This is a genomic window from Bradyrhizobium sp. Bra64, from assembly GCF_024519875.1.
Lineage (GTDB): Bacteria > Pseudomonadota > Alphaproteobacteria > Rhizobiales > Xanthobacteraceae > Bradyrhizobium > Bradyrhizobium japonicum_G.
In genome coordinates, this window is sequence record NZ_JALJRD010000009.1 from 44,002 (window position 1) to 58,485 (window position 14,484).

13 protein-coding genes are annotated in these 14,484 nt (G+C 65.1%); 10 read left to right on the forward strand and 3 right to left on the reverse strand.

The genetic code is table 11. The features are described from left to right. Nucleotides 1-55 precede the first annotated feature (55 nt). The 8 genes from NR187_RS23915 (at nt 56) to NR187_RS23950 (ending at nt 11,355) form a co-directional block, all read left to right on the forward strand. On the forward strand, nt 56-3,193 hold the full coding sequence (locus NR187_RS23915) for an efflux RND transporter permease subunit (RefSeq protein WP_211386988.1): 3,138 nt from the start codon (nt 56-58) through the stop codon (nt 3,191-3,193). 34 nt (nt 3,194-3,227) lie between these two features. Next, on the forward strand, nt 3,228-3,827 hold the full coding sequence (locus tag NR187_RS23920; protein ID WP_211386987.1) for a TetR/AcrR family transcriptional regulator: 600 nt from the start codon (nt 3,228-3,230) through the stop codon (nt 3,825-3,827). A gap of 129 nt (nt 3,828-3,956) precedes the next feature. Next, nucleotides 3,957-4,580: a flavin reductase family protein gene (locus NR187_RS23925; RefSeq protein ID WP_256807881.1), complete on the forward strand. Its 624-nt coding sequence runs from the start codon at nt 3,957-3,959 to the stop codon at nt 4,578-4,580. Nucleotides 4,581-4,873: 293 nt separating this feature from the next. Continuing rightward, a complete protein-coding gene (locus NR187_RS23930) occupies nt 4,874-7,141 on the forward strand; it encodes an acyl-CoA dehydrogenase (RefSeq protein ID WP_256807882.1) in 2,268 nt (755 codons plus the stop codon). Then, a complete protein-coding gene (locus tag NR187_RS23935; protein WP_256807883.1) occupies nt 7,141-8,424 on the forward strand; it encodes an acetyl-CoA C-acetyltransferase in 1,284 nt (427 codons plus the stop codon). Before NR187_RS23930 ends, NR187_RS23935 begins: the two co-directional genes overlap by 1 nt. A 2-nt stretch (nt 8,425-8,426) precedes the next feature. Beyond that, nucleotides 8,427-10,523, forward strand: a complete 2,097-nt coding sequence (locus NR187_RS23940) for a 3-hydroxyacyl-CoA dehydrogenase NAD-binding domain-containing protein (RefSeq protein ID WP_256807884.1) — start codon at nt 8,427-8,429, stop codon at nt 10,521-10,523. Nucleotides 10,524-10,530: 7 nt separating this feature from the next. Beyond that, on the forward strand, nt 10,531-10,941 hold the full coding sequence (locus NR187_RS23945; protein ID WP_211386982.1) for an acyl-CoA thioesterase: 411 nt from the start codon (nt 10,531-10,533) through the stop codon (nt 10,939-10,941). 222 nt (nt 10,942-11,163) lie between these two features. After that, entirely contained in the window at nt 11,164-11,355 is a 192-nt protein-coding gene (locus tag NR187_RS23950) for a hypothetical protein (protein WP_015688044.1), read from the forward strand. Nucleotides 11,356-11,412: 57 nt separating this feature from the next. Here NR187_RS23950 and NR187_RS23955 read toward each other — a convergent pair whose 3' ends face one another. After that, nucleotides 11,413-11,880, reverse strand: a complete 468-nt coding sequence (locus NR187_RS23955; RefSeq protein WP_211386981.1) for a nuclear transport factor 2 family protein — start codon at nt 11,878-11,880, stop codon at nt 11,413-11,415. A gap of 154 nt (nt 11,881-12,034) precedes the next feature. Between NR187_RS23955 and NR187_RS23960 the strand changes: the two genes are divergently transcribed. Together NR187_RS23960 and NR187_RS23965 are read left to right on the forward strand one after the other, a co-directional pair. Then, nucleotides 12,035-12,709 (forward strand): HAD family phosphatase, encoded by a 675-nt coding sequence (locus NR187_RS23960; RefSeq protein WP_211386980.1) that lies wholly within the window; start codon nt 12,035-12,037, stop codon nt 12,707-12,709. A gap of 91 nt (nt 12,710-12,800) precedes the next feature. Then, the gene (locus NR187_RS23965; RefSeq protein WP_211386979.1) at nt 12,801-13,649 is read left to right on the forward strand and encodes a DeoR/GlpR family DNA-binding transcription regulator; all 849 of its coding nucleotides are present in this window, start codon (nt 12,801-12,803) and stop codon (nt 13,647-13,649) included. Nucleotides 13,650-13,651: 2 nt separating this feature from the next. Here NR187_RS23965 and NR187_RS23970 read toward each other — a convergent pair whose 3' ends face one another. Together NR187_RS23970 and NR187_RS23975 are read right to left on the reverse strand one after the other, a co-directional pair. Beyond that, nucleotides 13,652-14,077 carry a type II toxin-antitoxin system VapC family toxin gene (locus NR187_RS23970; protein WP_256807887.1) on the reverse strand — a complete coding sequence of 142 codons (426 nt, stop codon included), beginning with the start codon at nt 14,075-14,077 and terminating at the stop codon, nt 13,652-13,654. Continuing rightward, nucleotides 14,074-14,355, reverse strand: coding sequence for a type II toxin-antitoxin system Phd/YefM family antitoxin (locus tag NR187_RS23975; protein ID WP_256807888.1), 282 nt, complete (start codon nt 14,353-14,355; stop codon nt 14,074-14,076). Before NR187_RS23975 ends, NR187_RS23970 begins: the two co-directional genes overlap by 4 nt. Nucleotides 14,356-14,484: the final 129 nt, after the last annotated feature.

Consider the following 14,484-nt stretch of genomic DNA (forward strand, 5'->3'; position numbering starts at 1 on the left):
GGTTGAACAGAGTGGCTGCCGTTTTTTTGCAACCGGATCATCCTTGGAGAGTGCGATGAAGCGCTTCAACCTTTCGGCCTGGGCCGTCAGCCATCCGACGCTGGTCCTGTTCCTCATGATCATGCTCGGCGTCGCCGGCTTCTTCTCCTATCAGAAGCTCGGGCGAGCCGAGGATCCGTTCTTCACGGTGAAAGTGGTCAACGTCTCCGTGATCTGGCCGGGCGCGACCGCCCAGGAAATGCAGGCGCAGGTCGCCGATCCCATCGAGAAGAAGATCCAGGAGCTGCCGTACTTCGAGAAGGTGCAGACCTATTCCAAGCCCGGCTTCACCGCGCTCCAGGTCACCTTCCGCGATTCGACGCCGCCGAAGGAGGTGCCCTATCTCTTCTATCTCCTGCGCAAGAAGCTGGTCGACGTGCAGGGCCAGTTGCCATCAGGGATTCTCGGACCGGTCGTCAACGACGAGTTCTCCGACGTCGATTCCATCCTCTACATGATGACCGGCGACGGCGCCGACTATGCCCAGCTCAAGAAGGTCTCCGAAGGCTTCCGTCAGCGCCTGCTGAAGGTGCCCGGCGTGACCAAGGTCGACGTCTACGGCAACCAGGATGAACGCATCTTCGTCGAATTCTCCCACGCCAAGCTCGCCACCCTCGGCATCACGCCGCAGGCGCTGTTCGATTCGCTCGCCAAGCAGAACAACGTGACGCCGGCCGGCACGGTCGAGACCTCGTCGCAGCGTGTGCCGTTGCGCGTCACCGGCGCGCTCGACGGCGCCAAGGCCGTGGCCGAGACCCCGGTCGAGAGCAACGGCCGCGTGTTCCGCCTCGGCGATATCGCCACTGTCACCCACGGCTATGTCGATCCGCCGAGCTTCGTCGTGCGGCAGGAAGGCAAGGCCGCGATCGGCATCGGCGTCGTCACCGCCAAGGGCGCCAACATCCTCGATCTCGGCAAGGAGGTCGAGAAGGCGACGGCTGAATTCATGAAGGCGGTGCCGCAGGGCATCGACGTCAAGCTGATCGCCGACCAGCCCAAGGTGGTCGAGCACGCCGTCGGCGAGTTCGTGCACTCCTTCATGGAAGCCCTCGTCATCGTGCTGTTCGTGTCGTTCCTGGCGCTCGGCTGGCGTACCGGCATCGTCGTCGCGCTCTCGGTGCCGCTGGTGCTCGGCATCGTCTTCGTCGTCATGAACACGATGTCGCTCGACCTGCATCGCATCACGCTGGGTGCGCTGATCATCGCGCTCGGCCTGCTGGTGGATGACGCCATCATCGCGGTCGAGATGATGGTGGTGAAGATGGAGCAGGGCTGGGACCGCATGCGCGCGGCGTCCTTTGCCTGGGAATCAACCGCGTTTCCGATGCTCACGGGGACGCTGGTCACGGCCGCTGGCTTCCTCCCCATCGGCTTTGCCAATTCCGCGGTCGGCGAGTATGCCGGCAGCATCTTCTGGATCGTGGCGATCGCGCTGGTCGCGTCCTGGTTCGTGGCGGTGATCTTCACGCCCTATATCGGCGTCATGCTGCTGCCCAACATCAAGGTGCACCACAATCACGATCCGCACGCGGTCTACGAGACCCGCATGTACCGGGGCCTGCGCGCCATCGTGCAATGGTGCGTCAATCACCGCATCACCGTGGTGGCCGCGACCGTCGGCGTCTTCGTCGCCTCCATCGTCGGCTTCGGCCACGTCCAGCAGCAGTTCTTCCCGCTGTCGGAGCGGCCCGAGCTGTTCCTCCAGCTGCGCCTGCCTGAAGGCACCGCCTTCAACGTCACGGAAAAGGCGGTGAAGGAGGCCGAGACGCTGCTCAAGGACGACAAGGACATCGAGACCTACACGGCCTATGTCGGGCAGGGCTCGCCGCGGTTCTGGCTCGGCCTCAATCCGCAGCTTCCGAACGAGGCTTTTGCCGAAATCGTCATCGTCGCAAAGGGCGTCGAAGCGCGCGAGCGCATCAAGGCCAAGCTTGAAGGCGCCGTTGCCGATGGCGCACTCAACGAGGCCCGCGTGCGCGTCGACCGCTTCAATTTTGGCCCGCCCGTCGGCTTCCCCGTGCAGTTCCGGGTGATCGGCCCCGACGCCAACAAGGTGCGCGAGATCGCCTACCAGGTCCGCGACGTCATGCGCCAGAACAAGAGCGTCAAGGACGTCCAGCTCGACTGGAACGAGCAATCGCCTTACCTCAAGCTCGTCGTCGACCAGGATCGTGCCCGCGCCATGGGCCTGACGCCGCAGGACGTCTCGCAGGCGCTGTCGATGCTGATCTCGGGTTCGCAGGTCACGACCGTGCGCGACGGGATCGAGAAGGTCGGCGTCGTCGCGCGGGCCGTCCCGTCCGAACGTCTCGACCTCGGCGCAGTCGGCGATCTCACCATCACCTCGCGGGGCGGCGTTGCCGTGCCGCTCCAGCAGATCGCCAAGATCGAATACTCCCATGAGGAGCCGATCATGTGGCGGCGTAACCGCGACATGGCGATCACCGTTCGCTCCGACGTCGTCGACGGCGTGCAGGCGCCTGATGTCACCGGCCAGATCGTGCCCAAGCTGAAGGCGATCCAGGATCACCTCGAGCCGGCCTACCGGATCGAGGCGGGCGGCGCGTTCGAGGAATCGGCCAAGGGCAACGCCTCGATCTTCATCCTCTTTCCGCTGATGGTCATGGTGATGCTGACGCTGCTGATGTTCCAGCTCCAGAGCTTCTCGCGCCTGATCCTGGTGTTCCTGACCGCGCCGCTCGGCATCGTCGGCGCCTCGCTCGGGCTAAACGTCGCCAATGCCCCGTTCGGCTTCGTGGCGCTGCTCGGCCTGATCGCGCTCGCCGGCATGATCATGCGCAATACCGTGATCCTGGTGGACCAGATCGAGACCGACGTCTCGCACGGCCTCACCCGCCGCGAGGCGATCGTGGAGGCGACCGTCCGCCGTGCTCGTCCGGTGGTGCTGACGGCGCTTGCGGCGATCCTCGCGATGATCCCGCTGTCGCGCTCGGCGTTCTGGGGGCCGATGGCGATCACCATCATGGGCGGCCTGTTCGTTGCGACCTTCCTGACGCTCCTGTACCTGCCGGGCCTTTACGCCCTGTGGTTCCGCAAGAGCCTGGATGAAGCTGGTTCTGCCGAGCCGCCTGCCGCGCTGCAGCATGGCAGCGATGAGCATCCCGCAATTCCGCTTGCTGAGGCAGCTGAATAAGTGAGAAGTAGTGCTGATTGACGAGTCCTGACAAATGACACTGGTTGCGGAACATATCGAAGGCGACACCCGGGATCGTATCCTCGAGGTGGCAGAGCGGCTGTTTCGCCAGATCGGCTACCAGAAGACCACGGTCGGCGACATCGCCAAAGAACTGCGGATGAGCCCCGCCAACGTCTATCGCTTCTTCGAATCGAAGAAGGCGATTCATCAAGCGGTGGCCCGTTCGCTGATGGGCGAGGTCGAGCTCGATGCGCAGCGGATCGTGGCGAGGTCCGGGCCGGTGCTGGAGCGCTTCCGCGAACTGCTGACCACCGTTCATCGCATGAACACCGAGCGCTATGTCGGCGACAACAAGCTGCATGAGATGGTCGAGATCGCCATGCAGGAGGACTGGGACGTCTGTGTGGCCCATATGGAATGTATCGCCGGAATGATCGGCCAGATGATCGCGCAAGGCGTGGCCTCCGGCGAGTTCGAGGTGCCCGACCTGCAACTGTCCGCGCTGTGCGCCAGCACCGCGATGATGCGCTTCTTCCACCCCCAGATGATCGCCCAGTGCGCCACCAAGCCGGGCCCGACCATTGACCAGATGATCGATTTCGTCATCGCGGGTCTGTCGCCGCGCCGCTGACGGGCGCTGGATTTTCCCCTATAAGCAGGCCGACGGCCCCGGAATGACGGGCTGGTGGCGGGCCAGGACGGATCAACAAGCTCCGTCATTGCGGGCGCTGCGCTCTCAATGACGAGAAGGAAACAGCGCGTGACCGACAAAGACCTCTATTTTTACGAGCCCGCCAAGGGCCACGGCCTCAAGCACGATCCCTTCAACGCCATCATCGCGCCGCGTCCGATCGGCTGGATCTCCTCCCGGGACAGCAAGGGCCACGTCAATCTGGCGCCCTACAGCTTCTTCAACGCCTTCGCTTACGTGCCGCCGATCATCGGCTTCTCCTCCACCAACTGGAAGGACTCGGTCGAGAACATCCAGCAGACCGGCGAGTTCGTCTGGAATCTTGCGACGATGGATCTCGCCAGGCACATGAACGCCACTGCGGCCCACGTCGGGCCCGAGGTCGACGAGTTCGAGATCGCGGGCCTGACCGCCGTGCCCGGCAGGCTCGTCAACGTGCCGCGGGTCGGCGAGAGCCCCGTCGCCTTCGAGTGCAAGGTGTCCGACATCGTCCGGCTCAAGGGCGCCGACGGCAGGGAAGCCGATGCCTGGCTGACGCTCGGCGAGGTCGTCGCCGTCCACATCGACAAGGCCATGATCAAGGACGGCGTCTACCAGACCGCCGCCGCCCGCCCGATCGTCCGGGCCGGCCGCCGCGGCGATTATTTCGAGATCAAGCCGGAAAACATGTTCGAGATGGTCCGGCCGGATTAAGGCCGCGCCACCGCTCTCTCCACACGTCATTCCGGGGCGACGCGTAGCGTCGAGCCCGGAATCCATAACCACGATCGTGAGTATGGATTCCGGGCTCGCGCCTGACGGCGCGCCCCGGAATGACGATGTGGAGCCATCTCCTCCATTCCCCCTCCCGGAACTGCCACCACGCCCCGGCCGTTATGGCCCCTGGGCGGCCGCCCGGCCGCGTCAATTTTGCGGGTGAAGTGTTCACCCCCGCCGGCCACTTTCAGCTAAAATGCCCGAAACCGCGCCGATGCATGAGGTCCGCCATGAGCTTCCGCCGCGACACCATCACAAAGCCGATCTTCTCCTGGGCGCGCGGCGTGCTGCCGGCGATGTCGGATACCGAGCGCGAGGCACTGGAGGCCGGTGACGTCTGGTGGGACGCCGACCTCTTCACCGGCAATCCCGACTGGTCGAAGCTGCTGAAGGTCCCGCAGGCAACGCTGACGGACGAGGAGCGGGCTTTCCTGAACGGCCCCGTCGACGAGCTCTGCGCCATGCTCGACGAGTGGAAGATCTTTTGGGAATGGCGAGACCTGCCGCCCGATGTCTGGCACTTCGTCAAGCGCGAAAAGTTCTTCGGCATGATCATTCCGAAGGAGTACGGCGGCCTCGGCTTCTCGCCCTATGCGCATTCGGAAGTGGTGCGCAAAATCTCGACCCGCTCGATCGCCGCGGCCGTCACCGTGATGGTGCCGAACTCGCTCGGGCCCGGCGAACTCCTGATGCGCTTCGGCACCAAGGAGCAGCAGGAACGCTGGCTGCCGCGGCTGGCCGACGGCCGCGACATTCCCTGCTTCGGCCTCACCAGCCCCGAGGCCGGCTCCGACGCCGCCTCGATGATCGACACCGGCATCATCTGCAAGGGCACCTTCGAAGGCCGCGAGGTGCTGGGTCTCAAGCTCAACTGGCACAAGCGCTACATCACGCTCGGTCCCGTCGCGACGCTACTCGGCCTTGCCTTCAAGGCCTATGATCCCGATCATCTGGTCGGAAGCCAGCGCGAGCTCGGCATCAGCGTGGCGCTGATCCCGACCAACCTGCCCGGCGTCGAGATCGGCAAACGCCACCTGCCGTCGATGCAGGTCTTCCAGAACGGCCCGAACTGGGGCCGCGACGTCTTCATTCCACTCGATTACGTCATCGGCGGCCAAGAGCGCCTCGGTCAGGGCTGGAAGATGCTGATGACGGCGCTCGCCGCCGGCCGCGGCATCTCGCTGCCGTCGCTGTCCGCCGCCGGTGCCGCCTACGCCGCCCGCACCACCGGCGCCTATGCCCGCATCCGCGAGCAGTTCGGTATCTCGATCTCCAAATTCGAAGGCGTCGAGGAGCCGCTCGCGCGCATCGTCGCGACCGCCTATCAGCTCGACGCGGCGCGCCGGCTGACCTGCGCGGCGCTCAATGCCGGCGTCCATCCCGCCGTCATCTCCGGCATCATGAAGCTGCATGCGACCGAGCGGATGCGGACGGCGGTCGACGACGCCATGGACATCCATGGCGGCAAGGCCGTGATTGACGGTCCGCAAAACTATCTCGGCAATCTGCACCGCGCCGTGCCGGTCGGCATCACCGTGGAAGGCGCCAACATCCTCACCCGCAACCTCATCGTGTTCGGGCAGGGTGCCATCCGCGCGCATCCTTATCTCCTCGAAGAGATGAACGCGCTCGCCGACACCGACCACGAGCGCGGGCTCGCCGCCTTCGACAAGGCGTTCTGGAAACATGTCAGCCATAGTTTTCAGACGCTGCTCCGCGCCTTCGGCCGGAGCTGGACGTTTGGCGCGTTTGCGCTGGCGCCGGATGCCGGCGACGCGACGCCGTTCTATCGCCAGCTCGCGCGCTATTCGGCGGCATTTGCGCTCTGTGCCGACATGGCATTGCTCACGCTCGGCGGCGCACTGAAGCGCAAGGAGATGCTCTCGGCGCGCTTCGGCGACATTCTCTCCGAGCTCTATCTGCTCTCCGCCGCGCTAAAGCGCTGGCAGGACGAAGGGCGGCAGAAGGAGGATTTTGCCGCGCTGGAATGGTGCATGGCGACCGGCTTCAAGACCATCGAGAACCGGCTTGCCGAGATTCTCGCCAACCTGCCCAACCGCTTTGTCGCGATCTTCCTCAAGCTCGTGGTTCAGCCGTTCGGCGCCCGCGTGCTCGGCCCCTCCGACCGCGTCGTGCACCAATGTGCAGGCATCGTGCTAGAGCCTTCGGCTGCGCGCGAGCGCCTTACGCCGGATCTGGCCCATGTCGATGACGACGGCGGCTTTGCCCGGCTCGAGCGCGCGTTCAAGCTGGCTGTCGGAACCGATGCGATCGCCAAACGCATGCGCGCGGCGCATTTGAGCGATTGGAAGGAGGCGGTCGCCAAGGGCGTGATCACGCAGGCCGAAGGCGAGCAGCTTGCAGCGGCCCGCGAAGCCGTCGCAAAAGTGATCGAGGTCGACGATTTTGCGCCGGAGGCGCTGTCGCCGATTTACAAGAAAACCGGCGACGTGCATCAGTTCTTCCAGGAACTCGGTGAGCAGAGGGCGGCGAGCTGATGGCACGACCGGTTTTCATCGTCGACGGCAGCCGGACGCCGTTTCTGAAGGCGCGTTCGGGGCCGGGACCGTTCACGCCGGTCGATCTGGCCGTGCAATGCGGCCGGCCGTTGCTGGCGCGGCAGCCGTTTTCTCCTGATGATTTCGACCAGGTCATCCTCGGCTGCGTCAACGTGATCGCGGACGAGATGAATCCGGCCCGCGTCGCGGCGCTGCGGCTCGGCATGGGCGAGGACTTGGTCGCCTTCACCGTGCAGATCAATTGCGGCTCCGGCATGCAGTCGATCGACACCGCCTACCGCTACATCCGCGAAGGCCATGCCGACATGATCCTCGCCGGCGGCACCGAGGCGCTCAGCCACGCGCCGCTGGTCTGGCCGAATTCCGGCGTGCGCTGGTTCGCCGGCTTCGCCACGGCCAAGGGCGTGGCCGCGAAGCTTGCCGCGGCCTTCAAGCTGCGCCCACGCTATCTCAAGCCGATCATCGGCCTCGAGCGCGGGCTGACCGATCCCATCACCGAACTGAACATGGGGCAAACCGCAGAGGTCGTCGGCCATCTCTTCGGCATCACCCGCGCGCAGTCCGACGCCTATGCCGCCGAGAGCCATCGCCGGCTCGCGCATGCGCAAGGCGCGGGTTTCCTGAAGGGCGAGGTCGAGACCGCGTTCACCCGCGACGGCAAATTCTTCGACCATGACGATGGTGTGCGTCCGGACTCGACGGCCGAGACGCTCGCAAGACTGCGGCCGGTGTTCGAGCGTCCCTGGGGCCAGGTCACCGCCGGCAACTCCTCGCAAATCACCGACGGCGCCTCCTGGGTGATCCTCGCCTCGGACGCAGCGGTCGCAAAGCACAAGCTGACGCCGAAGGCTGCCATCGTCGACAGCAACTGGGCTGCGCTCGATCCTTCCATCATGGGGCTTGGTCCCGTGATGTCGGCGACGCCGATGCTCCAGCGCAACGGCCTCTCGGTTCAGGACGTCGAGACCTGGGAGCTGAACGAGGCTTTTGCCACGCAAGTGCTCGGCTGCCTCGCCGCCTGGAACGACGACAAATTCTGCCGCGAGATTTTGAAGCTCGACGGCGCCGCCGGCGAGATCGATCGTGACAAGCTCAACGTCGATGGCGGCGCCATCTCGCTCGGCCATCCCGTCGGCACCTCCGGCAACCGTATCGTGCTGCATCTGGTCAATGCGATGAAGCGGCTCGGCACGCGGCGTGGTGTTGCCACCGAATGTATCGGCGGCGGGCTCGGCGGCGCCATGCTGATCGAGGCGGTGTGACCATGGATTCGAAGATCATGACCGCGCTCGGCGACCGCGTGCTGGAGCTCGGGCCGCAGCCGGCGGCAGACGGTGCCTTCAAGCACTTCAAGCTGACGCGCGATGCCGACGGCGTCGCCTGGCTGCTGTTTGACCGCGCCGACGCCAGCGCCAACACGCTCTCCTCCGACGTGATGGAGGAGTTCGACGCCGTGCTTGCGGCCATCGAGACCGAGCGTCCCGCCGGCCTCGTGATCCGCTCGGCAAAACCCTCCGGCTTCATTGCGGGGGCCGACGTCAACGAATTCCGCGGCGCATCCGATCCCGAGATGGTGGAGACGCGCATCCGCGCCGCGCATGCGGTGATCGATCATCTGGAGGCGCTGAAGCTGCCGACGGTCGCGGTGATCCACGGCTTTTGCCTCGGCGGCGGGCTCGAGGTCGCGCTGGCCTGCCAGTCGCGCATCGCCGTCGACGGCGCGCGGTTCGGCTTTCCGGAGGTGATGCTCGGCCTGCATCCCGGCCTCGGCGGCACCGTGCGTTTCACCGCGCTGGTCAATCCGACCCAGTCGATGGCGCTGATGCTGACCGGCCGCACCATCGATGCGCGCCGCGCCAAATCGCTCGGCCTAGTCGATACCGTGACGCAGGAGCGCCACGTCCGAGGCGCGGTGAAGGATGCCCTGTTCGGCCGCCTGAAGCGGGTGCGTCCGGGCTTGCTCACGCGCGCGGCCAATTTCGGACCTGTGCGCGGGCTGCTCGCCAAGCGGATGCGTTCGCAGGCCGCGAAGGCTGCGTCGAGCGAGCACTATCCGGCGCCTTACGCGCTGATCGATCTCTGGGAGACCCATGGCGGCAGCAAGGCCGCGATGCTGAAGGCGGAGCAGGCCTCGTTCGCCAAGCTGATGGTGACGCCGACCGCGCAGAATCTGATCCGCGTCTTCTTCCTGCGCGAACAGATGAAGAAGGCGGCCGGTAGCGGCAACACGATCAGGCATGTCCACGTCATCGGCGCCGGCGCCATGGGCGGCGACATCGCGGCCTGGTGCGCCGGGCAGGGGCTGCGCGTGTCGCTGGCCGACATGAAGGCCGAGCCGATCGCGGGCGCGGTCAAGCGTGCCGCCGAGCTCTATGGCAAGATCATCCGCAGGCCGACCGAGGTGCGCGATGCGCTCGACCGGTTGATGCCGGACATGGACGGAGAGGGCGTCCGCAACGCCGATCTGATCATCGAGGCGGTGCCGGAAAAGCTCGAACTGAAGCAGAAGGTCTATGCCGGCCTCGAACCGCGGATGAAGCCGGGCGCGATCCTTGCGACCAACACCTCGAGCATTCCGCTCCAGGATTTGCGCACGACGCTGGCGCGGCCGGAGCGCCTCGTCGGCCTGCATTTTTTCAACCCGGTGTCGCGGCTGCAGCTGGTCGAGGTCGTCAGCCATGACGGCAACGACGCACAGGTGCTGAAGCAGGCACTCGCCTTCGTCGGCGCGATCGATCGCCTGCCGCTCCCCGTGAAGAGCTCGCCCGGCTTCCTCGTCAACCGCGCGCTGACGCCTTATATGCTGGAAGCGATGGTGATGCTGGACGAGAAGACCGATCAGCGCCTGATCGACGCCGCCGCCGAACAGTTCGGCATGCCTATGGGGCCGATCGAGTTGGCCGACCAGGTCGGGCTCGACATCTGTCTCGACGTCGGCGACATGCTGCGCACCAAATTCGGCGATCTCCTGCCGCCGACCCCATCCTGGCTGCGCGAGAAGGTCGCGAGGGGCGAACTTGGCCGCAAGACCGGTAAGGGTTTTTACGTCTGGAACGACGGCAAGGCGGTGAAGGCGCGGCTGCCCGAGACCGGCCCGCGCGTCACCGACCAGATGATCGACCGCCTGGTGCTGCCGTTGTCCAATGTCTGCGTGGCGGCGCTTCGTGAAGGCATCGTCGACGATGCCGATGCGGTCGACGGTGCCATGATCTTCGGCACCGGCTATGCGCCGTTCCGTGGTGGCCCGCTGAATTATGCGCGCACGCGCGGGGTGGAGAATGTCGTATCCACCATGCGCGCATTGGCCGAGCGATTCGGCGCACGCTTTGCGCCCGATCCGGGCTGGGACAATTTCAATTGAGAGCCATATGACTGAAAGGTCCGACACCGAACCGAGCGGCGATCTCTGTATCCGCACGCTGGCGATGCCCGCCGACACCAACGCCAATGGCGACATCTTTGGCGGCTGGTTGCTCAGCCAGATGGATGTCGGCGGCGGCGTGTTCGCATCGAAGGCCGCGCGATCGCGCACCGTGACGGTGGCGATCGAGGCCATGAATTTCCGCAAGGCCGTCTATGTCGGCGATCTCGTCTCCGTCTACGCCAATCTCGTACGCGTCGGCCGCACCTCGATGACCGTGCATCTCGAAGCCTGGGCGCTGCGGCGCCGGGAGCTTCAGCCGATCCTGGTGACCGACGGCAATTTTACCTATGTCTCGATCGACGACGACGGCCGTCCGCAAGCGATCCGCCGAGACGATCCGCCGATCGCGACGTAACCGCGCGCGGCGCTCTGTCCCATCTCACGGAGATGTGCGGCAACGCCAAACGCGGCGCGACTGAGTCAACGCGTCGCGGCTTCGCCAACAACCAGTCATAAAACGGATGAGGTCTCCGCGTACTCAATTGCACGTCGATTCGGGGTGGAAACCGGCTGATTTGCCTGAGGAACTTTTGGGCAGAGATCCGGTTATTTGCCCGCATTGAGGAATCCACGGGCCATGCCGGACAGCTACATCATCGAAGTCAATTCACAGACCGCGGGTATCGTCGTTCGCGGTCAGGGCGGCTACTGCTTCTTCGCCTCGTCCCACCAGTTCAATCGCCTCGAAGGCCAGCTCTTCCGCAACGCCCGCGAAGCGGAGCGCGCCGCCCGCAAACTGGTTAACGGCGATGTGAGGGAAGCGGCGTAGTTTCGCTGGTCATTCCGGGCCCGCGCCTTTCGGCGCGTCCCGGAACGACACCGTCGATCACAACTTCGTCGCCGACCGCGACAACAGCTTCCAGTCGTCGCCCTGCTTCTGCCAGTTCATCAGGATGTGGAGGTTGGTCGGCACTTTCTTCCCATCGGCCGCCATCTCCTGTTCCGCCACCCAGTGGAAGCGCACGATCGCGGCGGGGCCGACGACCTTGATGGTCGGGTCCTTGTATTCGATCGACAGGAATTTTGACTTGCCGTCGGTGGCGTTGGTGACGAAGGTCGCCTTGTCCTCGACCTTGCCGCTGGAATGGCTATAGCTCACCTCGTCGGCGCAGAGCGCGCCGAGCGCCTTGGGATCGGCCGCGATCTGGGCGAGGCGGAAGGTCTCGACCTTCTTTGCTACGGCTTCCTCGTCCGCCGAGGCCGCCAGCGCCGGTGTCGTGAGCGCAACAGCTGAGGCGGCAAGAGTCGAGACAGCAAGAGTCGAGAGAGCCAGATCGCGTCGGTTGATCGTCATCGTTTCCTCCTTTTTGATCTTGCGCGGAGTGTTGCAGCCGCGCGCGACTTTGTCGAGTGTCGCATCGTCGTCATGCGGATGCGTCATTGCGCGACAGAGGCCGTATTGATACGTCTTCCGCATCGATGCGCGGCGCATTTGGGAAAGTACGGACATGATCAACACGTTGGGCAGAGCGTTGCTGTTCGACATCGACGGCACGCTGGCCAACACCGACCCGCTGCACCTGAAGGCCTTCAATCAGGTGCTCGGTCCTCGCGGCCACGTGTTCGATCACGCGCGCTTCTCCAGGGAGCTGCAAGGCTTTGCCAATGCGGCGATCGGCGAGCGCTTTCTGCCCGACGAACCGGTGGAGCAGCGCGTCTTGATCCTCGCTGAAAAGGAGCAGGTTTTCCGCGAGCTCGTCGCCGGCCAGATCGAGCCGCTGCCGGGCCTGATGGCGCTGCTCGACCGAGCCGATATTGCCGGCATTCCCATGGTTGCCGTGACCAACGCCCCGCGGCTCAATGCGGAGCTGCTGTTGTCCGGCCTCGGCATCGCGCACCGCTTCAAGGCGCTCGTGATCGGCGACGAGCTGCCGCACGGCAAACCGCACCCGCTGCCCTATCAGGAAGGGCTGCGCTTTGTCGGCGCCGGCGCGGTCGCCTCGATCGCTTTTGAGGACTCCCGCACCGGCGTGCAATCGGCCACTGCGGCGGGGATACCGACCATCGGCATCCGGACGAGCCTCGGCCATGGCGACCTTGTCGCCGCCGGCGCGGTCGCGTCCGCGAGTGCCTTCGACGATCCGGATCTGCTGGCGCGCCTCGCCGCCGCGATGGCCTGGTGAGTAGCTTCGTCCGTTAACCGTGATCGGCGCGCGCATTGACCGGATGCGCGAACCGCCGCACCATGCAGCTTCCTGATTTGAGGCCATCGCCGTGACCGGACTGACCCATCGCCAAGCCGAAATCCTCAACATCGCGCGGGCCTCGGGCCGCGTCATGGTCGAGGAGCTGGCGCGCCGGTTCGAGGTTTCGGCGCAGACCATTCGCAAGGATCTCAACGATCTCTGCGAGCGCCGCTCGCTGACCCGTATCCATGGCGGCGCCATCATCGCCTCCGGCGTCGAGAATCTCGCCTATGAGGCGCGCCGCTTCGTCGCCGCCGACGAGAAGAAGGCGATCGGGGCCGCGGCGGCGTCGCTGATCCCGAACGGCTGCTCGCTGTTCATCAACATCGGCACCACGACGGAGGAGGTCGCAAGCGCCTTGACCTCGCACGAGGATCTCCTCGTCATCACCAACAACCTCAATGTCGCGATGCTGCTCTACCGCCATCCCCGCATCGAGGTGGTGGTCGCCGGCGGCACGGTGCGGCGCGCCGACGGCGCCGTGGTCGGCTCGACCGCGACGCAGCTGATCGGCCAGTTCAAGGTCGACTACGCCATCATCGGCGCGTCCGCGATCGACGAGGAGGGCGCGCTGCTCGACTTCGACTATCGCGAGGTGCAGGTGGCGCAGGCCATCATCGCCAACGCCCGCAGCGTCATGCTGGTTGCGGACTCGACGAAGCTTCGGCGCAGCGCGCCGGTGCGCATCGCCCATATCAGCCAGATCCAGACCTTCGTCACCGACCAGGAACTGCCCGAGCGCCTCGCCACCATCTGCCACAGCAAGGGCATCGAGGTGATGGCGGCGATGCCGAAGGCAGCGGGGGATATCGATGAGACTCAGGCCGATGCGCAGGATGCAGCACCCGAATCGGCGCCGGTGGTGCGGCTGAGGTAGGACTATGGGTCGTCCCACGGGTTGAGCAGCGTTACGCCGAATGCCGCAAAATCCTTCACATTGCGCGTGACGAGCGTGATGTTGTTTGCGAGCGCGGTGGCGGCGAAGAAGCCATCCATGACGGACAGCGCGATGCCGCTCCTGCGGCTCTGAGCCATCAGGTCTCCCCAGCGCTCGGCCACCGCGCGGTCGATCGGCAGGATGCGATCGGCAAAGCGCTCCGGCAGATCGAGGGCGAGCCAGGCGGCAAGTGCTGCGCGGCGACGGCCGTCCTCCAGCAACGCGATGCCGCGGCGCAGCTCTGCGATCGAAGCCACGCTGATGAACGCACGGTCCTCATCGATCGTATCGAGCCACGCCAAGACTTTAGGCGACGGCGCTGGCCGCTGAACCTCCGACAATACGTTGGTATCGAGCAGCAGGTTCACGGTATCTCGTCGCGCGGCGCGTCGTGCCCGCGTTCAAGTTCGAGGTCGGCGCCGCGCAGCGGCGAAGCCAGCAGGAATTCGGCGAGCGTGCCTTTGCGGGCGGACTTGCGTGCCCATTCCTCGGCGGAAACGATCACGGCATTGGGCTTGCCGTGACGGGTGATGATCTGGGGCCCGCTTTGGGCACGGTCGATCACCTCGGACAGCCGTGCCTTGGCGTTGGCCAGCGTCCAGGTGTCAGTCGGCGGTGCGTCGGGTGATGTGTTGTGGTCGGTCATGACAGATAGAACCAATATGACTATTATAACTATATTTGCCCTAAATGGCTATTCAAGAGTGATATTGCTTCTCGGATTGCGGTCGGACCCTGCTCATTTTTTGTGCCGAACTGCCCAATAAAAAGTTCC